General features: G+C 68.4%; 15 protein-coding genes. 11 read left to right on the forward strand and 4 right to left on the reverse strand.

Annotation, left to right across the window (positions count from 1 at the left end; genetic code table 11):
• The first annotated feature begins 10 nt into the window (after positions 1 to 10).
• Both ACFWUU_RS20675 and ACFWUU_RS20680 read left to right on the forward strand, forming a co-directional pair.
• The gene (locus tag ACFWUU_RS20675; protein ID WP_130441349.1) at positions 11 to 361 is read left to right on the forward strand and encodes a holo-ACP synthase; all 351 of its coding nucleotides are present in this window, start codon (positions 11 to 13) and stop codon (positions 359 to 361) included.
• 2 nt (positions 362 to 363) lie between these two features.
• Positions 364 to 1,827, forward strand: coding sequence for an NAD(P)H-hydrate dehydratase (locus ACFWUU_RS20680; RefSeq protein WP_380177319.1), 1,464 nt, complete (start codon positions 364 to 366; stop codon positions 1,825 to 1,827).
• Here ACFWUU_RS20680 and ACFWUU_RS20685 read toward each other — a convergent pair.
• Together ACFWUU_RS20685 and ACFWUU_RS20690 are read right to left on the reverse strand one after the other, a co-directional pair.
• Positions 1,809 to 3,896: a hypothetical protein gene (locus ACFWUU_RS20685; protein WP_380177320.1), complete on the reverse strand. Its 2,088-nt coding sequence runs from the start codon at positions 3,894 to 3,896 to the stop codon at positions 1,809 to 1,811. The genes ACFWUU_RS20680 and ACFWUU_RS20685 overlap by 19 nt on opposite strands.
• Positions 3,893 to 4,414, reverse strand: coding sequence for a VOC family protein (locus tag ACFWUU_RS20690; RefSeq protein ID WP_380177321.1), 522 nt, complete (start codon positions 4,412 to 4,414; stop codon positions 3,893 to 3,895). Before ACFWUU_RS20690 ends, ACFWUU_RS20685 begins: the two co-directional genes overlap by 4 nt.
• 168 nt (positions 4,415 to 4,582) lie before the next feature.
• On the opposite strand from ACFWUU_RS20690, the gene ACFWUU_RS20695 reads away from it, so the two are divergent.
• From ACFWUU_RS20695 to ACFWUU_RS20710, 4 genes are all read left to right on the forward strand, one after another.
• Positions 4,583 to 5,458 (forward strand): helix-turn-helix transcriptional regulator, encoded by an 876-nt coding sequence (locus ACFWUU_RS20695; RefSeq protein ID WP_380177322.1) that lies wholly within the window; start codon positions 4,583 to 4,585, stop codon positions 5,456 to 5,458.
• 95 nt (positions 5,459 to 5,553) lie between these two features.
• Positions 5,554 to 7,308 carry an ABC transporter transmembrane domain-containing protein gene (locus tag ACFWUU_RS20700; protein WP_380177323.1) on the forward strand — a complete coding sequence of 585 codons (1,755 nt, stop codon included), beginning with the start codon at positions 5,554 to 5,556 and terminating at the stop codon, positions 7,306 to 7,308.
• The gene (locus ACFWUU_RS20705; protein WP_380177324.1) at positions 7,305 to 9,059 is read left to right on the forward strand and encodes an ABC transporter ATP-binding protein; all 1,755 of its coding nucleotides are present in this window, start codon (positions 7,305 to 7,307) and stop codon (positions 9,057 to 9,059) included. Before ACFWUU_RS20700 ends, ACFWUU_RS20705 begins: the two co-directional genes overlap by 4 nt.
• Before the next feature lie 474 nt (positions 9,060 to 9,533).
• Positions 9,534 to 12,461: a sugar-binding protein gene (locus tag ACFWUU_RS20710; RefSeq protein ID WP_380177325.1), complete on the forward strand. Its 2,928-nt coding sequence runs from the start codon at positions 9,534 to 9,536 to the stop codon at positions 12,459 to 12,461.
• Here the strand turns inward: ACFWUU_RS20710 and ACFWUU_RS20715 are convergent.
• Entirely contained in the window at positions 12,410 to 12,895 is a 486-nt protein-coding gene (locus tag ACFWUU_RS20715) for a hypothetical protein (protein WP_380177326.1), read from the reverse strand. The genes ACFWUU_RS20710 and ACFWUU_RS20715 overlap by 52 nt on opposite strands.
• Positions 12,896 to 12,900: 5 nt before the next feature.
• Positions 12,901 to 13,659, reverse strand: a complete 759-nt coding sequence (locus ACFWUU_RS20720) for an META domain-containing protein (RefSeq protein ID WP_380177327.1) — start codon at positions 13,657 to 13,659, stop codon at positions 12,901 to 12,903.
• A 234-nt stretch (positions 13,660 to 13,893) separates the two neighbouring features.
• Between ACFWUU_RS20720 and ACFWUU_RS20725 the strand changes: the two genes are divergently transcribed.
• From ACFWUU_RS20725 to tsaE, 5 genes are all read left to right on the forward strand, one after another.
• The gene (locus ACFWUU_RS20725) at positions 13,894 to 15,117 is read left to right on the forward strand and encodes a hypothetical protein (protein ID WP_380177328.1); all 1,224 of its coding nucleotides are present in this window, start codon (positions 13,894 to 13,896) and stop codon (positions 15,115 to 15,117) included.
• Between the two features lie 66 nt (positions 15,118 to 15,183).
• Complete coding sequence (locus ACFWUU_RS20730) at positions 15,184 to 15,825, forward strand: HAD family hydrolase (protein ID WP_380177329.1); 642 nt, start codon at positions 15,184 to 15,186, stop codon at positions 15,823 to 15,825.
• A 15-nt stretch (positions 15,826 to 15,840) separates the two neighbouring features.
• Entirely contained in the window at positions 15,841 to 16,986 is a 1,146-nt protein-coding gene (gene alr, locus ACFWUU_RS20735) for an alanine racemase (RefSeq protein WP_380177330.1), read from the forward strand.
• 7 nt (positions 16,987 to 16,993) lie between these two features.
• Positions 16,994 to 18,112, forward strand: a complete 1,119-nt coding sequence (locus tag ACFWUU_RS20740; protein ID WP_380177331.1) for an alpha/beta fold hydrolase — start codon at positions 16,994 to 16,996, stop codon at positions 18,110 to 18,112.
• Complete coding sequence (tsaE, locus tag ACFWUU_RS20745; protein WP_380177332.1) at positions 18,109 to 19,035, forward strand: tRNA (adenosine(37)-N6)-threonylcarbamoyltransferase complex ATPase subunit type 1 TsaE; 927 nt, start codon at positions 18,109 to 18,111, stop codon at positions 19,033 to 19,035. The genes ACFWUU_RS20740 and tsaE overlap by 4 nt, the downstream gene beginning before the upstream one ends.

Consider the following 19,035-nt stretch of genomic DNA (forward strand, 5'->3'; position numbering starts at 1 on the left):
GCTGGCCCGCATGATCGTCGGCGTGGGTATCGATGTGGTCGACGTGGATCGGTTCATGCGGACGTTGGAGCGGACCCCGAATTTGCGGGAGCGGGTGTTCACACCGCTCGAGGCGGTGAAGCCGCCGGCCTCGCTGGCGGCTCGGTTCGCGGCCAAGGAGGCGTTGGCCAAGGCGCTCGGCGCTCCCGCGGGCATGCACTGGCACGACGCCGAAGTACAGACCGACGAGACCGGCCGGCCGTGGCTGGAGATCAGCGGGACCGTGGCGGCGCAGGCGTCGCGGCTCGGCGTACAGAACCTGCACCTGTCGCTCAGCCACGACGCGGGCATCGCCTCGGCCGTGGTGATCCTGGAGGGCTGACCATGCGCAGCGCGCACACCGTCGAGCAGGTCCGCGCCGCCGAGGCCGACCTGATGGCCCGCCTCCCTTCAGGCACGTTGATGCAGCGGGCCGCCACCGGGCTAGCAGTTGCCATCAGCAACTTCCTCAGCGGCACGTACGGCGCCCGCGTCGTCCTCCTGATCGGCTCCGGCGACAACGGCGGCGACGCCCTGTACGCCGGCGCCCGCCTGGCCCGCCGCGGCGCGCAGGTCACCGCCGTACTGCTGTCCGACAAGGCGCACCAGGCCGGCGCCGAAGCCCTTCAAGCAGCAGGCGGCCGCCTCGCCGCCGCCACCTCGGGCCTTGCCGCGGACGCCGCCCCGGGTGCTGCCGCGGACGCCGGCCCGGGCGGGATTGCCGATCTGATCCGGGGCGCCGACGTTGTGGTCGATGGGATTGTCGGGATCGGCGGTCGTCCCGGGCTTCGTCCCGACGCTCTCGCGGCGGTTCGGCTGGCCGAGCAGTTCGACGTACCGATTGTTGCCGTCGACACCCCGTCCGGCGTCGACGTCGATACCGGCGAGACCCCCGAGCCGCACGTCAACGCCGCCCTCACCGTCACCTTCGGCACCCACAAGATCTGCCACTTCATCGACCCCGCCGCCACCGCCTGCGGCCCGGTCCACCTCGTCGAGATCGGCCTCGACCTCCCACCCGCCGAGGTCGAGTCCCTCCAAGCAGCCGACATCCGCCACCTGTACCCGGTCCCGCACGGCGAGTCCGACAAGTACTCCCGCGGCGTACTCGGCCTGATGGTCGGCTCAACGCAGTACCCAGGCGCCGCCGTCATCGCCGCCGCCGGCGCCCTCGGCGGCCCGGTCGGCATGGTCCGGTACGTCGGCCCCGACGCCGTCGCAGAAGCCGTCCGCACCGCCCATCCCGAGATCGTCGCCGGCAACGGCCGCGTACAGGCCTGGACGATCGGCTCCGGCCTGGGCGACGAGCTCGACATCCCCCGCATCCGCGAACTCCTCGACGCCGAGGAGCCCGTAGTCCTCGACGCCGACGGCCTGAAGGCACTCGACGACTCCGGTGACCACGTCGACGTACTGGCCACTCCCCACGCAGGCGAGCTCGCCCGCCTCCTGGACGTGGACCGCGCCACCGTCGAAGCCGAACGCCTCAAACACGCCCGCCTGGCCGCCGAACGCTACGACGTCACCGTCCTCCTCAAAGGCGCCACCACCGTCATCGCCGCCCCCGACGGCCAAGTCCGCGTCAACTCCAACGCCACCCCCTGGCTAGCGACCGCCGGAGCCGGCGACGTACTAGCCGGCCTCTGCGGCTCCCTACTAGCCAGCGGCCTATCCCCACTGGACGCCGCCAGCCTCGGCGCCTACCTACACGCCGCAGCCGCCAACCTTGCCTCCTCCTCCGGCCCCATCACCGCGATGTCCGTTGCCGCCGCCCTCCCCGAAGCCACGCGCTACCTGCTGCGCAGCTGACCTCGGGAACGGCGTTGTTCCAGGGTTGATCGGAGGACAGTCCGTACGAGCGCGTCCAACGGCTGTTCGCCTGCCCGGCTGTCGCGGACAGCGGTCAGCATCCCGTCGTACGTCGGCGTACCGGCTTCCTGCATCACCCGGTCGAGCGACTCGAGCGCACCGGCAAGTTCTGCCGAGGGTTCCGGAATCCCAAACCCGGACCGCCAGGCTGCGCCCGGCCGGAGATCAGCCATCAGCGCCGGGATCCGCTCGGGAGCATGCGCAAGGGTTTCCGCGACCGCCTCCGCCCACCCGGTCAGAATCGTGACGTCGTCGATGTCGAGCACCCGTGGCAGCGGAGCCACGGACTCGGTTGGGTTCGACCCGACCTCGGCTGCGCGGATCTGGTGGACGGCGGCCCCGGTGTAATGCGTGCCGGTGTCGACAGGCCGGCGGCCATCGACCGTACGCCGGGTCGCCCGCGACCCGCTGGCCGTCAGCAGCACCGCCTGCGCGCCCGGCTCGAGCGGGATCTCGCGGTACTCCTGGTCCGCCTCCTTCATCAACGCCACGATCGGAGAGGCCTCACGCCCCGGCGGCCGGCTCCGCTGCGCCATGCCGTACGACGTGAGCGTCAGAACACTCGACCCCGGATCGTCGGCGAAGACGCTCGCGTACCGCGCTGCCCATCGAGACGCCAACTGCGGTCCGTCGAGCAATACGGCGAGCACCACGGTCGGGCCTACGGACCGGATGACGTCGGCGATCTCGTCGGTCTCGGCCAGGTCCTGGCACACCAGCGAGACGATCGTGATCTCCTCGCCGACCGACACGAACTGCAGCGAGCGCGGCGGTACGTCCATCGTCTCCAACCACTGCACCTGCGGGTGCAGGGCGCCGGCGAGGTGGTACTGGGCGATCTGGTTCGCGTCGAGCGCCCACCGATGGTGCTTGTCCTGGCGGATGTGGAACCACTGCCGGTGAGGGCCGTCGGACGGTCCCGCGGCCTTGCGCAGCCTCGGCTCGACGCCGATATGCACCCCGTTGCGCGGGAGCTGTCCCGGACCTGGTGAGCGTTGCCGAACCCCGGCGGTGAGGTAGCTGACCCCGTGCCGGCTCAGGACGGTCTCGAGCCCCTCGATCTCGGTCTCGTCGATGGCGGCCTCCGGCAGTACGACGACATCGACGTCGTCGACCTCGTCCAACGCAGCGGTGAGGACACGATCCACCAGGTCCAGGTCGAGTCGCTCGGTGGGCGCGAACTCGAAGAATCCGAACGGGTCGCGCTCCTGCCACTGCACCGATCCCTCCACGGCGCGGAAGTCGGACGCGCGGATCCGCAACGGCCACGGCAGCAACAACAAGTTGACGTACTCCGCCCGCGGATCGGTCCCGAGATGGCGGACCGGCATCTTGTGCCAGCTCGCCTCGAGTCCGGCGCCCTGGACGCAGGCGTACCGGGAGAACGCGGTCCGGCCGCTCGGCGGCGTACGAACCTTGGGCAACACCCGTACGCGCCGCGGCGCTACCCGCGCCAGGGATCCCGTCCGGGCCAGCCACTCTCGCGCTCGGGCGCGATACCTGGCGCCCGGTCCCTCAGCGCGCTCGGTGGCGCGCCCGAGCCCGGCGCACGCCTCGTCGGCCATGGCATGCAACGACAGCAACGCCTGACAGACCCGCCAATCGCGGCCTGCCGCCAGATCGGCCAACGGCACGTCGGCGTGCTTCAGCACGATGGCCCATTCCTCGGCCAGCCCGGCCGGCACAGGGTCGCGAGGATCCTCGACCCATGCGCTCCACTCCCGGCCCGCGGTCACCACGGAATCGGACCAGTCATCGGCGCCGGCCGGCGGCCACTGCGCCCCCGCCGGCGGCGACAGCGCGAAGCGGAAGGCCTCCGTGCGATCGAGCAGCACATTCGTGAGCGCGAATACGTCGGGCGGCCAGTCGAGCAGCTGGTCGGTGCACCCGACACCGCTGATCGCTTCCCACGCCGACGCCAGCGTCAGCTCCTCGCCGCTGTGCCCGGCACCGAGCTGCGTTACGGGTACGTCGTCGCGTTCGTCGTCCAACCCGGAGTACCGCTTCATGATGTCTCCGTGGAATCGAGCCAGCCTGCCAACGGGCGGGCGAAGATCGCCCCGTGATCGTCCGGGCCGATGCGCTCGGAAAGCTCGAACATGTTGCCCCACGGGTCACGGAAGAACGCGAGACGGGCGCTGATGTCGGCCATTTCGAACGGCGGATTGACGACGTCGACGCCGCGCTCGCGCAGTACTGCGAGGGTGTCGTCGACCGAATCGACGGACAGGCAGACGTGGTTGAGCCCCGGCGAGGTCAGGCTGGAATCGACATCGGGGTAGATGGTCTGGGCGCGGGCGCCGGGTCCGGCCAGGATCTCGAGGTGGAAGTCGTTCTGTTCGGGCGGCATCACGTAGGCGAGCGTCAGGTCGCCGTACGGCCAGATCTGCAGGATCCGCCAGTCCATCGTGTCGACCCAGAACGAACGGGCCGCCTCGAAGTCGGGGTAGCGGATCGCGGCGTGATGGCCGCGCATCGAGGAGAACGGCGAGGAGGTGATGATCGCCGGGGCTGCGGGTAGTGGCATCCGAGAGGTCCTTGTGCAGTGCCGGTCGCACGGTGCGACCGGTCGATATCTCGATTGGAGCCGCCTCGGACCGCCGGCAGAAGGGGATACCTGGTACGCCGCCACCTGGTACTGAGCGAGCCACCTTCGCCCGCGCCGCCGGGGTCGATCCACGCCATAATGATGGACATGCACGGCAGTCGCGAGCTGCGCGACTTTCTCACCTCCAGGCGGGCGTCACTGACGCCGGAGGATGTCGGCCTGCCGTCCTCGCAGACGCACCGCCGGGTCAAGGGACTGCGACGCGAAGAGGTCGCGATCCTGGCCGGGGTCAGCGTCGACTACTACGTGAAACTCGAGCAGGGCCGGGTCGGCAACATCTCGGAACAGGTGCTCGCCTCGATCGAGGACGCGCTGCGGCTGGATGAGCTGGAGCGCCAGCACCTCCGGTCCCTGCTCAGCTCCGACAGCGTCCACCCCCGCCGCCGTCCCCCTCTCGTCAAGGCACGGCCCGCCGCGCTCGCGATGATCAACGCGCTCGATCCGGTGCCGGCGGTGATCCTCGGCCCGCACCTCGAAGTACTGGGTATCAACCACGCCGCCAAGGCGCTCCTCGACGATTTCGACGCGATGCCGATCCGGGAGCGCAACCTCGCGCGCTGGATGTTCCTCGACCCTCGACCGAAGCAGATCTATCTGGACTGGGCGAAGATCGCCGCCGAGACCGTCGCGATCCTGCGGGCCGCAGCGGTCGCCGGTGTTTGCAACGAACGGCTCACCGAGTTGGTCGGTGAGCTGAGTGTGGCCTCGCCGGAGTTCGTCAGGTTCTGGGCCGACTACAGGCTGTTCGAGCACACGCACGGCATCAAGCGGTTCTTCCACGAGGCCGTCGGCGAGATGCAGCTCAACTACCAGGCGCTTCCGCTGCCGGGCGACAACGGCCAGACCGTGATCGTCTACACCGCCGACAAGGGCTCACCGTCGGAGGAGAAGCTCGCGCTGCTGTCCAGTTGGAGCGCCACCCCGATGGAACCTGACTCCGCCAAGCGGGTCGACCACCAGTAGGTCAGCAGGTGTTCGGCGGCTTCTCCTCACTGCCTACTTTGTGAATGCGGTCACAAAGGTGAAAGTGGTGGGGGATTGCTGAAAGGATCTGGGGCATGGCCAGCGACGGTGGACCGCGGGGGAGGTCGGCTGTTCGGCGGTGGCTGGATCGGATGGCGGAGACGTGGAGTCCGCCGGGGGCCGGGGATCTCGCGAGTCCGATGCGGTTGCTGTACTGGCTTGCTCGGTCGCAGCCGCGGCGGATCGCGTGGGGTGCGGTGCTGGGGACCGTGTGGACAGTCGGTTTGACTGTGCCGCCGTGGGTGCTGTCCCGGGCTGTTGACGACGGACTCGTGGCCGATGACACCTCGGCTCTGGTCGGCTGGGCTCTGCTCCTGCTGGCCGTCAGTGTGATGAACGCGCTGCTGGGGATCGCTCGGCATCGGACCATGACCAAGGTCAGGATGGACGCGTCGTTCCGCGCGGTCCGTGCCACGGTCTGGCACACCTCCCGCTTAGGCGCCTCGTTGTCAGGGCGGGTGAGCGCCGGCGAGGTGGTGACGGTCGGAATGGCCGACGTGTACACGGTTGCCATGGCGCTGACCGTCACCGGCCCCGGCGTCGGCGCGGTCATCGCGTACGCCGTCGTCGCGGTCGTGCTGTTCACGATCAACCCCTTGCTCGCCGCCGTGGTTCTGGCCGGCGTACCGCTGCTCGCCATCGCCGTCGGACCGTTCCTGCAGCGCATCGAACGCACCGGCGGCGAATACCGCGTGCACCAAGGACGATTGACGATCCGGCTGGTCGACGTACTCGCCGGACTCCGCGTCCTCAACGGCCTCGGCGGCAAGCAGTTCGTCGCCGAGCGCTATCAAGACCAGTCACAGCGATTGGTACGACGTGGTTACCGCGTCGCCGGGCCGACCAGTTGGGTTGTCGCGTTGTCGACCGGCCTGCCCGCCCTGTTCCTCGCCGCGGTCGTCTGGCTGTCGGCGCGGATGGCTGCGACAGGCGATATCACGATCGGCGATGTCGTCGCCGTCTACGGGTACGTCGCGGTGCTCGTCGTACCCGTGTCGTTCTTCATCGAGGGCGGCGGGGATATTGCCCGCGCTCGGGTGGCGGGGCAACGAATCATCAACCTGCTCAACCTGCCAGTTGCTCGCCGCAACGATGGCGATCCTGCGGCGATCGGTACGGTCCCGTTGGTCGACACCGTCTCGGGGGTGATCATCAAGCCCGGCGCTCTGACGGCATTGGTCACCGCGCGTCCGGCTGAGGCGATCGGGGTGATCGAGCGGCTCGGGCAGGTGCACACCGATTCCCAAGCAGGTATGGAGATCGACGAGCCCGCCCGCGAGGAGCTCAGACGCCGTTTAGTTGTCGCTGACAACGATGCGGAAGTGTTTGCCGGAACCGTTCGTGATGTTGTTGCCGGACGCATCGAGCCTGACGACAAGAGGATTCGTACTGCACTTCGCGTCGCCGTTGCCGAGGACATCGTCGAGGCGCTCCCCGGTGGTCTGGACGCGACGATCGCCGCCGGTGGGACCGATCTGTCCGGTGGCCAACGGCAACGAATCCGGCTCGCCCGGGCGATCTATGCGACACCCGACGTACTGCTCGCCGTCGAACCGACGTCCGCGGTCGACGCGAACACCGAAGCGGCGATGATCGACCGGATCCGCGAAGTACGGCGCGACACGACAACGGTCATCACGACGACCTCGCCGCTCGTACTGGACCGAGCCGACGACGTGATCGTCCTGGTCGACGGCAAGGTGTCGTCAGTCGGTACGCACGTGCAACTGCTGCGCAGCGATCCCTACTATCGCGACCTCGTATCGCGGGCCCAGGGTGATGACCAATGAGCACGCAACTGCCGGTCGCGGGTCCCGCCGAAGTACGCGCTGCGTTGATCCGCGACTTGGGCGCGGACCGTCGTTCGGTGATCGGCGTCGTCCTGGTCAACGGGCTTGCGGCCGCGTCGGGCCTGGTCGGTCCATGGTTGCTCGGTCGCATCATCGACACGATCCGGGCGGGCTCGGGCGACGTGCTCAGCGCGGTGGATCGGCTCGCGTTCGGCGCGCTGCTGTTCACCGTCGTACAGACAGTGCTGGCGTGGTGGGCGCTCAAGATCGGCTATCGGTTCGGCGAGCGTACGGCGGCGCGGGTACGCGAACGCTTCTTGCAGCGGACCCTCGCACTACCCCCACGAGTCGCCGATCATCTTCCGGCCGGCGATCTGATCTCCCGCGGAAGCACGGATGCATCGCTCGTCGCGCTGACGCTGCGATCTGCTGTGCCTGAGGTCCTCGTCGCCAGCGTCCATGCTCTGTTCCTCATCGTCGCGGTGCTCGTCCTGGATCTGCGGCTCGGGCTTTGCGGGCTCGTGTGCTTGCTGGGCGTCGGCGCGGCGATTCGCTGGTACGTACGACGTGCGCGACCGGTCTACCTGGCCGTCGCCTCGACTGGTGCAGAGATTGCCGATGTTGTCGCGAGTACGGCGAAGGGCGCCCGTACGGTCGAGCTGCTCGGACTGGAACGCCGCCGTACGGAGGCCGCGGAAGCGTCCATCACCCAAGCCCGGTCCGCGCGTCTGGCCGCGCTGTGGCTGCGGACCGTTCTGTTTCCCTGGTCGGAGATCGCGCTGGCGCTGCCGGTGGTCGGGGTACTGCTGATCGGGGGCGCGCTCTACGCGCATGATCTGGTGAGCCTCGGCGTCGTGGTGACGGCAACGGTGTACCTGCGCCAACTCGTCGGTCCGCTCGACACGTTGATGCTCTGGATCGAACAGCTGCAAGGCGCCGGAGCGTCGTACGCCCGCGTCGAAGGCCTCGCGGACATCCCCGAAGCTGAGCTGACCCCGCGGGTTGAGAGCGTCGCCGGCGACCGCATCAGGGTGGACAACGCGCACTACAGCTACACGGGCGCCCGCGACGTGCTGCACGGGATCGATCTGGTCGTGCAACCCGGCGAACGCCTGGCCATCGTCGGCACCTCCGGGGCCGGGAAGTCGACCCTCGCACGTCTGCTCGCCGGTCTCGACCGGCCGCACATCGGGTCGGTGACGATCGGCGGTACGCCGGTTGCCGACCTGCCGCCGGACCAACTGCGCGAGCACGTCGTGCTGATCACGCAGGACCACCACGTCTTCCACGACACCGTCCGCGACAACCTCCTCATCGCAAAACCAACCGCGACCGACGACGAGCTGCACGCCGCACTGACCGCCGTCGGCGCCACCTGGTGGAACGACCTACCCCACGGCCTCGACACCGAGCTCGGCGAAGAAACCACCCTCGACGACGCCAGCGCCCAACAACTCTCCCTGGCAAGAGTCGTCCTGGCCGACCCCCACACCCTCATCCTCGACGAGGCGACCGCCCTCCTGGACCCCAAGACAGCCCGCCAAACCGAACGCTCCCTGGCCGCTGTACTACGGGGTCGCACGGTCATCGCAATAGCCCATCGCCTACAAACCGCCCACGACGCCGACCGAATCGCAGTCATGGAAGCCGGCCACCTAGTAGAACTAGGCACCCACCAAGCCCTGGTAACCACCAACGGCCCCTACGGCCAACTCTGGCAAACCTGGCACGCAGAACCCAACAGTCCGTAAACAGCCACACCCCAAGCCACTCCACGAGCAAGTTGCGTCACTAGGCGGTTGACAGGCGACAGCCCGCACCCGCGGGCGGCCCGCAGATTCCGGCGGTCGACGCGCGGCAGCGCGCGCGGGTACGGGCGGTACGTGTCGGGTCGAGCTGCTATCAGGCCACGGGCAGCAGGCGGCACCCGCCGCGGTCACCGCGCGGTAGCGCGCACGGGTGCGGGCGGTAGCCCGCCACTCCGGCGGTAGCCGGATGAACCCGGCGATAGCCGGAAGGGATGCACCGGCGATGAGCCGGGGGGTGGGTGGGAGCGGGCGTAGTGGGTGCGTCTGAGGAGCGGAGCGACGAGGGGAGCGCCTGCGGAGCACGCGGGGGCTGACCGCAGTACCGCATGGGCAGGCGCGCGATTCCTGTTGCGCGGGGCACCTCACCGGACGTAGGACTGTTCTTGCTGGTGCCTCCGCCGCCTTTGGAGTGTGCACGTGAAGCGTTTTGTGGGGTTTGTCGTGCTTGTCCTGCTGGCCGTTCTGCCTGTGCCGGCTGTTGCGCAACCGCATCAGTACGTCGCGGATGCGCGGACGAAGATCGATGTGATGGGGGAGTGGGCCCATCCCGACGACGACACGAGCATCATCGGGCCGTGTGGGGTGTGGCATCAGTTGTACGGCGTGAAGTGTGGCGTCATCCAGGTCACCCGCGGTGAGGGCGGCGGGAACGCGGCCGGTAACGAGCTCGGGCCTGATCTCGGCCTGCGCCGGGAGAACGAGGACCGCGTCGCGCATTACCGCTCCGGCACCGTCGACATCTTCAACCTCGACCGGATCGACTTCTTCTACAACCAGAGCGCACCGCTGACGCAGTACTTCTGGGACGAGCAGGAGACCCTCCGACGCGTCACCCGCGTGATCCGCGAGACGCAGCCCGAGATCTACATCGGCTTCACGCCGACGCTCGCCGCCGGCCACGGCAACCACCAGCAAGCCGGCAGATTGATCTGGGAAGGCGTGCTCGCCGCCGCCGACCCGAACATGTTCCCGGAGCAACTCACGGGCCCGCACGCGCTCAGCACCTGGCAGGTGAAGAAGGTCTTCTCCGGCGGCACCACCACAGGCACCGGCGGTACGACGACCGCCGCGAACTGCACCACCGGATTCGCCCCGACCGGCCTCGACACCGTCGCCGGCGTGTGGACCGGCTACAACTCGCCGTACACCTGGCCGGCCGGCAACTCACAGGCGCAGACCGCCGGTACGCCGAAGATCTGGCAGCAGGTGGCCGATGAGGGACGCGCGGCGTACCCGACCCAGAGCCGCGTGATGTACAAGGGCGTCTCCGTCCCGGCGTGCCCGCGCTTCGGTATGACCGAGTCGTTCGTACCGTTCCAGCCGAACACCAACGCCGCGGCCGGTCGGGACGACGCGATCCTGTTCGGCGCGAAGAAACCGGACCCGGGCGGACTCCCGCTCGGCACCCTCGAGTACATCACCTTCAGCCGCTTCTACAACGTCGCCGGTGAGCCCTTCCAGGCGACCGTCCACCTGAAGGCACCCCATGGAAAGCTTGCCAAGGGCAACGTCGCGCTGACGGTCCCGGCCGGCTGGTCGGTCAGCGCACCGCAGCAGGTCAAGGACAAGCCGTCCGCGGATCTGACCTTCACCGTGACCCCGGCCGCCAACGCGACCGTCGACCAGAACGCGAAGATCTCCGCGCTCTACACGACCAAGCACGCGACCGGCTACACCGACAACGTCGTACGCATCGTCGCCGCTGCCGAGGGACGTTTCCAGCGCTGGGGTAACTGGGCGGAGTACGACCAGTGGCTGCAGAACACCGCCCCGCAGGCCAACCGCCTCGGGCGCTCGCAGGCGATCCAGTCGATGGGCATCGGCCAGACGATCGACATCCCCGTCGTCGTCCACAACTGGTCCGCCACCCAGCAGACCGGCGCCGTCTCGCTCGACCTGCCACCGGACTTCACCATCGACGCGACGTCCAAGCCGTACGACGTGCAGCCCGGCGCCGACCAGACGGTCACCTTCAAGCTCACCAATACCGACACGACCCTGCCCGCCCAGCAGAACGTCAGCATCCCGATCCACACCGCGACCGGCACCGAGACACTGACTCTCACGCTCGTCCCGACCACCGTCATCCCGCAGGCAACGCCGGTGGTCGACGGCAAGGCCGAGCCGGGCGAGTACCCGGGCCAGCCCCTCGACCTCGGCCGCATCTGGCAGGGCGCGGCGACCTGCACTGGCGTTGACGACTGCGGCGTTTCCTCAACAGGAGAAGGCAGTACGGCGAAGGTCAGCTGGTCCGACGACGCGCTGTACTTCTTCATCCACGTCCGCGACGACTACCAGTCGTACGCCGTAACGCCGGCGGAATGCGTCGGCCACTGGCAGGCCGACTCCGTCGAGATCCTGCTCGACCCGCGCGGCAACGCGTCCGAGGCGCTGAAGGACACAGCGAACACGTTCAAGCTCGGCATCTTCCCGTTCACCCAGAGCGGCGCGCCGTGCTGGGAACGCGACGCGGACAACCACCAGGGCTACTCGAGCGGCGCCCTCGACACGGGCAACGCACCGGGCGTCCAGGTCGCGTCGACGGCGCAGTGGGTCGGCAGCAACGAGACGACCGTGCCGCACGCGTACGCCGGTGGCGGGTACGACCTCGAGGTGAAGATCCCGCTCGCCGACCTCCCGGCCGCCGTCGACCCGTCACGGCTCGGCCTGAACATCACGCCGTACGACAACGACGACACCTCAGCTCCTGGTACGACGACGTTGCGGCATATCGACATGAGTACGCGGCTGGCATGGTCGGCGCTCGGGTCCGTCCAGTCCGACCCGTACCGCTGGGGCCTCGCGACGCTCCCCGGCTACACCCCACCGGCTGATCGCCCGACCACCCCGACACCACCCAACGTCTCGAACCCGAACCTCAACGGTGCCCTCTCGCCGCAGACGATCGCCCAGTCGGCGCGCAACCGCGTACCGATCTCGGGCCGAGTCCCGACCGACGACCTCAAGATCCTGTCCAGCAAGGTCCGCCCGACCGGGGTCGATCTGGTGACCTCGTCCAAGGGGACGGGCACGGCCAGGGCGTTCTTGACGAGCGGTGACATCAACGCGATCCCGGTCTGGACGACGTCCTGCACCACCGACCCGCCACCGGACTACGGCTTCACCCCGTGTGCCATCACGGACGGCGCCACCCCACCGTGGTCCCCGAACATGAGCGGCCACCTGGTCAACCAGAAGACGCAGGCGATCACCCGTGGCGTCCAGCACTGGACGATCCCGCTGACCGCGGCCCAACGGACCCAACTGAAGGACCACGGCCACCTGCTGGTCTCCTACGAGACAACGCGAAACGAGGTCCAGGCCTTCGATATCCGGATCGCATAGTCCGCCGCCGCTCGGACCTGCTCGCTCGGGTGCTCCAGCGCCCGCGACAGCAGGTCCGACGTGGCGGGTTGCGGCGGCAGGCCACCGGTTGCCATGAGCAACGAAACCAGCGCGTAGGGGTCGTCCGTCAAGGAGTCCTCGAGCTGGGTACGCAGCTGTTGCTCGGTCCAGGTGCGGGTGTGGCGCTTGATGCTGTCGATGATCGCCGACGTCCGCTCGAACGAGCGGGTGCGGAGGAAGAGAGCCTTGGCGCCGACTTCGGCGCACTCGACCTCGATGATTCGTTCGGACCCGGCCGCATAGACGATGCCGAGGTCGTCGCGGCCGGCACAAGTGAAGGTGCTCCCGGTCGCGAGAGTTATGGCGAGTAGTAAGTCGTTGTCCAACCGGTCGTCCGGTGCGATCACCAGACCTGTCCAGTGTTCCTCACTCACTTGCCTCAGCGTACCGCCGTGAAGTCCAGGCCGCCGTTGGCGGAACGCAGTTGCAGTGTCGCGCCCGAGATGTGGTAGGTCATCTCGCCCTTCAATCCCTTCAGTACTTGGGATTCCAGCGTCGCGGGGTTGCCGGCACAGGCCCGGCGCGTGGTGGCGAGCTCGCCGAAGGTGAGCTTTCCGGTGGACCGCGCGACGACGCCCTGGAAGTCGTTGCAACCGGTCGAGCCGGTAACGCGTTCGCCGTTCAGCGTCAGCCAGACGTTCTCGGAGCCGGCGAAATGACCGACGCTGTCACCCGAGATCACGCTGCTCAGGATCCAGCGGGTGCCGTCGAGTGGGAGGTCGGGCTCCAGGATCTCCCGGTTCTCGAGCGAGATCGTCGTACTGCCCGCGGTGACATCGAGCTTGTTGCCGTCGAGCTTCCACGTCGGCTTCGCGCTGATGATCCCGGCCAGCCACGAGTCCTGGCCCTGCTGCGGGCCGGGGCACCCCATCGCGGTCGAGGCCAGCTCACCGTCGAGCGCGAGTTTGCCGTCCTTCGTCGACACCTTCGACTGCATCGAGTTGCAGCCGGCGTCGGCGACCAGCCGGCCGTCGTCGGTGAACTGCAGCCGGACGCGGGTCTTCGGCGCGAGCTGCTTCGGCTTCCCGTCCTCGGTGACCGAAGTCGACAGGAACGTCTTGCCCACAGGTGACGCACCGGGGTCGGTGTTCTGCCCGCAACCAGCCAGCAGAAGCACGGCTCCGGCGAGAGCGATCATCCGTTTGTTCACACCCCAAGGACGTCACCCGGCACGTTCGCGTTGCGTTAAATCGGGACCCAGGGTTGGCAGGCATGATCACGGTTCGATAACGTCACCGCCGTACGCGAGAGCGAATAGCACGACAAGGCCGGACGTACCGGCCCCTCTGGGGATCCAATCGAACAGTTGAGGGCCACACTGAAGTTCTGGGGCAACAGTGCGACCCGTCGAGCACACTAAGGAACTCTCCGCATGCCCCCCATCCGAACTGCCCGGAGCCGCGTGATCCTGCCTGCGGTCCTCCTCGCCGTGGCCGGCCTGGTCGCAGTACCGATCGCCGTCCACGCGTCCAAGGACTCGCCGGTATCGACCGCGAACGCCGCGGACAGCACGGTAACTGCCCTCCCGAGCGTCGGACGCGTCGAAACCTGCGTCATCGACGCGTACTCCGGCTGCACCGTCCTGCACGGATTCACCCAGAAGCCCGTCGCGATCACCGCGACCGCTTCCGGTCCCGCGATGGTGTCGATCGACCCGAGCCGCACCACCGACAAGAGCTACCGGCTGCGCGCCGTCCGGTACGACGGCAACAAGTACCGCGCCGGCACCAAGCTGACGTACACGGTCCACTACGACTTCGCCGAGGTACCGGCCCAGCCGACCACGCCGACGCCGACCAGCACCACGACGGCGACCCCGACGAAGCCGCCGACGACCACCACCCCCACGGCGACTCCGACGCACACCACGTCGACGCCGACCAAGCCCCCGACCACGTCGACCCCTCCGACGTCCCCGCCGACCACGACGACGCCCACGTCGACCGGCAGCCCGAGCGCGACCTGCACCAAGCCGTCGTTCGTCACCACCTCGACGAACAACCAGGGTGACGGCCGGACGTTCGGTGCGTACTACGTCCACAACAACATGTGGAACAACGACAACGGCACGTACACGTTGAGCGCCTGCAACTACAACAACTGGTTCCTCGACGTGACCCAGCCGCTGCCCGGTGACAAGGGTGTTCAGGCGTACCCGAACGTCCACAAGGACTACAACGACGTACCGCTGTCGAAGATCCAGTCGGCCAAGTTCGCGGCCACCACGCCGGCCAACTGCCCGGCCTGCATCTACAACGTCGCGTTCGACGTCTGGATCGGCGACGACCTGAACAACGAGTTGATGATCTGGACCGACAACTCCAAGCAGGTCCCGGCCGGTGACAAGGTCGGCACCGTGACGTTCGGCGGCTTCAAGTACGACGTCTGGCACGAGAACGGCTACACCGCGTACGTGTCCCAGGTGACGCAGAAGTCCGGCACGATGCCGCTGGCCAGCTTCTTCAACGACATGCAGACCCGTGGCTGGGCCCCGAAGGCCACGACCTGGCAGGTCGACTACGGAGTCGAGGTCGTCTCCACCGGCAACACCAAGCAGCGCTTCAACTTCACCGACTTCTCCATCCAGGAGAACTGACCCCCAGAAGCTCTCGCGCACCCCGGCGGCCACTGCACCATGCAGTGGCCGCTTAGGGTTTCTGTCGTGATCGGACTCGTGATTTTCGACAATGACGGTGTGCTGGTGGACTCGGAGCGGCTGGCCAACACGATCCTGGCCGAGTTGCTGACCGAGGCGGGGCTGCCGTACACCTTCGAGGAGACCGTGCGGGACTTCATGGGCGGCTCGATGGCCTCGATGCGGCAGAAGACCGAGGCGCAGCTGGGGCATCCGCTGCCGGCGGATCTCGAGGACCGGTACCACCAGCGGCTCTTCGCGGGATTCGCCCAGCTCCAGGCGATCGAGGGCGTTGAGGCTGTCCTCGATCACCTGGACGCCCGCGGCATCACCTACTGCCTGGCCTCCTCCGGCACCCACCAGCGGATCCGTACGGCGTTGACCGCGGTCGGGTTCCTGGACCGGTTCGAGGGGCGGATCTTCAGCGCCGAGGACGTTGCGCACGGCAAGCCGGCGCCCGACCTCTTCCTGCATGCAGCCGCTTCGATGGGGGTGAAGCCGGCCGACTGCCTGGTGATCGAGGACAGCCCGCTCGGCGTCGCCGCGGCGGTCGCGGCCGGCATGAAGGTGTTCGGGTACGCCGGCATGACGGACCCGGCGAAACTTTCCGATGCGGATACGGTTTTCCACAACATGACGGCCCTGGCCGACCTGATCGACGGCGCCTGAGACACTGGGATGACCATGTCTACTCATCAGTCACACCCGGTCCGCGCGGAGGCGGTCGTCGATCTGGCGGCGATCCGCCACAACGTGACCACGCTGCGTGCCCGTGCCGCGGGCGCGCAGGTGATGACCGTGGTCAAGGCCGACGGCTACGGGCACGGGATGTTGCAGGTCGCCCGCGCTGCCCGCGAGGCCGGTGCCGGCTGGATCGGCGCCGCAGTACTCGAGGAGGCACTCGCGCTGCGCGAGTCGGGTGACACCGGACCGATCTTCTGCTGGCTGACCACGCCGGGCGAGCCGCTGACCGACGCGATCGACGCCGGCATCGACCTGTCCGCGGGTGCGCCGTGGGAGATCGACGAGCTGGCGGCCGGCGTGACAGATCGGCCGGCCCGCGTGCATCTCAAGATCGACACCGGTATGTCGCGCGGTGGCGCCGTACCGGAGGAGTGGCCGGCGTTGATCCGGGCCGCGGTGCGCGAACAGGCGGCCGGGCGGATCGAGATCAAGGGGATCTGGTCACATCTGGCGTCGTCCGACGAGCCGAAGAGCCCGGTGAACGAGTCCCAGCTGGCGACCTTCACCGAAGCGGTCGAGGTGGCGGAGTCGTTCGGCATCGACGCCGAGTTCAAACACCTGGCGAACTCAGGTGCGACGCTCGCGCTGCCCGAGACGCATTTCAACCTGGTCCGCCCGGGCGTCGCGACGTACGGGCTGTCGCCGTTCGGGCATGCGCTGCCGTCGTCCGAGCTCGGGCTCAAGCCGGCGATGACGCTGAAGGCACGGCTCGCGATGGTGAAGCGGGTGCCGGCCGGTGCCGGTGTTTCGTACGGGCTGACCTGGACGGCGCCGCGTCCGTCGACGCTCGGCCTGATCCCGCTCGGGTACGGCGACGGCCTGCCGCGGCACGCGTCGAACGGCGCCCCGGTCCAGGCCGGCGGCCAACGTCGTACCGTCGTCGGGCGGATCTGCATGGACCAGTGCGTGGTCAACCTCGAGGACGACCAGGCCGCGGCCGGCGACGAGGTCGTGCTGTTCGGCCCGGGTATGTCGGGCGAGCCGACGGCGGACGACTGGGCCGACGCGGCCGGCACCATCAACTACGAGATCGTCACCCGCCTGGGCGCCAGGATCCCGCGCAGGTACATCGACAGCGAAAGGTAGACCGGCAATGTCCAAAGCAGGGCGGACTGCCGGTTTGATCGGGGCCGCGGTCGGAGTGCTGGCAGCGGGAGCCGCCGCCGGAGTCGCGGTCGAGCGCACAGTCATCGGCCGGAGGTCGGGCCAGCGCAAGCAGCTCGAGGCCGAGCCGTTCGGGTCGCAGCGCGGTACGCCGTACATCTTCACCGCTGACGACGGCGTCGAGCTGTACGTCGAAGTGGACGAACTGAAGCGGTCCCGGCGACCTGCCCCGCCGCCGAAGCGCCGACTCGGCCGGAAGCTACCGCTGCCGCCCGAGGATCTGACCGTGATCTTCGCGCACGGCTACGGGCTGAACATGGACGCCTGGCACTTCGAGCGTCGCGACCTGGCCGGCATCGGCACGATGGTGTTCTACGACCAGCGCTCGCACGGACGGTCCGGCCGGTCGCCGAAGGAACACGTCAGCATCGAACAGCTCGGCCAGGATCTGTACGGGATCATCGAGCGGTTCGCGCCGACGGGTCCGGTGATCCTGATCGGTCACTCGATGGGTGGCATGACGATCATGGCGCTGGCCGAGCAGCATCCGGAGCTGTTCGGCGACCGGGTGATCGGCGTCGGCCTGTGCTCGACCAGCGCGGGCGGGCTGGACGGCGTACCGATCGTTTTCCCGGGCAAGCTCGGCATGCTCGCGCGGTCGCTCGCGACGCCGACGGTCGCCGCGCTGGCGCGGATCCCGGACGTGGTCGAGCGCAGCCGGAAGGCCGGCTCGGACATCAGCTACCTGCTGACCCGGAAGTACTCGTTCGGTTCCGAGGTGCCGCCGGCGTTCACCGAGTTCGTCAACGAGATGATCGCGGCGACGCCGATCGAGGTGATCGCGGAGTTCTACCCGATCTTTGCGCTGCACGACAAGTTCGACTCTCTCGAGCCGCTGCAGAAGGTCGAGTGCGTGGTGATCGGCGGCGACAAGGACCAGCTGACGCCGTTCGCGCACGCCGAGGAGATCGTCCGCCGGGTGCCCGGCGCCGAGCTCGTCGAGGTGAAGAACTGCGGCCACCTGGGCCTGATCGAGCACCACCGTGAATTCACCGCAGCCCTCCTTGGGATGATCGAACGAGCCGAACAATCCCTAGGACCCTCATGACCGACTTGCACGTCGTCGATGCGACCGCGGAACACGTGGATGACATCGTCACCGTGATCCATCACGCCTTCTCTGCGCGGCGGGTGCTCGACCCGCCGTCGACCGCCCTGTCTGAGAACGCCAGCACCGTTGCCGCGGCCGTCGCCGAGCACGGTGGGTTGCTGGTGCTGATCGACGGCGCCCCGGCCGGGGCGATGCTGTTCGAGCAGACCGGTGACGTCCTCAACCTGCGCCGCGTCTCCGTCGACCCGCGCAGCCAGGCCCGCGGTGTCGCCTCGGCGATGGTCGGCTGCGCCGAGCAGGTCGCCGTACGACGAGGGCTCAGCAGGGTGAACCTGATCGCCCGGGTCGAGTTGCCGGACACCGTCGAGTTCTGGCGGCGGCGTGGGTATTCCGTGGTCGACCAGCAAGGGCAGAACTTGATTTATGCGAAGGCCCTGCCCGTCGAGCTGACCGTGCCGACCGGCGAGGACATGCAGGCGATCGGTGAGCAGTTGGCCGGTCAACTCCGCGCTGGCGACCTCCTGGTGCTGTCGGGCGACCTCGGTGCAGGCAAGACGACGTTCACCCAGGGGCTCGGCACCGGGTTGAAGGTGCGAGGTGCCGTGACGTCGCCGACCTTTGTCATCTCGCGCGTGCATCCCTCACTGGCCGGTGGGCCGGCGCTGGTGCATGTGGACGCGTACCGCCTGGGCGGGTTTGCCGAGCTGGACGACCTCGACCTCGACGCCAGTCTCGAAGACGCGGTGACGGTGGTCGAGTGGGGGCACGGCATCGCCGAAGCCCTGGCGCCGGAGCGTCTGGACGTCGTGATCACCCGGGGCGACGACGACACCGACGAGGCCCGGTCGCTGCGGATCACGCCGGTGGGTTCGCGGTGGGCCGCGTCCGGCGTACGGGTGTCTGTACTGGAGAAGAACTGA

Origin of the sequence: Kribbella sp. NPDC058693 (assembly GCF_042715335.1) — a bacterium.
GTDB lineage: Bacteria > Actinomycetota > Actinomycetes > Propionibacteriales > Kribbellaceae > Kribbella > Kribbella jiaozuonensis.

Coding starts and splice junctions, on each gene's coding strand:
- ACFWUU_RS20675 (WP_130441349.1), top strand. CDS start 11: ATGATCGTCGGCGTGGGTATCGATGTGGTCGACGTGGATCGGTTCATG.
- ACFWUU_RS20680 (WP_380177319.1), top strand. CDS start 364: ATGCGCAGCGCGCACACCGTCGAGCAGGTCCGCGCCGCCGAGGCCGAC.
- ACFWUU_RS20685 (WP_380177320.1), bottom strand. CDS start 3,896: ATGAAGCGGTACTCCGGGTTGGACGACGAACGCGACGACGTACCCGTA.
- ACFWUU_RS20690 (WP_380177321.1), bottom strand. CDS start 4,414: ATGCCACTACCCGCAGCCCCGGCGATCATCACCTCCTCGCCGTTCTCC.
- ACFWUU_RS20695 (WP_380177322.1), top strand. CDS start 4,583: ATGCACGGCAGTCGCGAGCTGCGCGACTTTCTCACCTCCAGGCGGGCG.
- ACFWUU_RS20700 (WP_380177323.1), top strand. CDS start 5,554: ATGGCCAGCGACGGTGGACCGCGGGGGAGGTCGGCTGTTCGGCGGTGG.
- ACFWUU_RS20705 (WP_380177324.1), top strand. CDS start 7,305: ATGAGCACGCAACTGCCGGTCGCGGGTCCCGCCGAAGTACGCGCTGCG.
- ACFWUU_RS20720 (WP_380177327.1), bottom strand. CDS start 13,659: ATGATCGCTCTCGCCGGAGCCGTGCTTCTGCTGGCTGGTTGCGGGCAG.
- ACFWUU_RS20725 (WP_380177328.1), top strand. CDS start 13,894: ATGCCCCCCATCCGAACTGCCCGGAGCCGCGTGATCCTGCCTGCGGTC.
- alr (WP_380177330.1), top strand. CDS start 15,841: ATGTCTACTCATCAGTCACACCCGGTCCGCGCGGAGGCGGTCGTCGAT.
- ACFWUU_RS20740 (WP_380177331.1), top strand. CDS start 16,994: ATGTCCAAAGCAGGGCGGACTGCCGGTTTGATCGGGGCCGCGGTCGGA.
- tsaE (WP_380177332.1), top strand. CDS start 18,109: ATGACCGACTTGCACGTCGTCGATGCGACCGCGGAACACGTGGATGAC.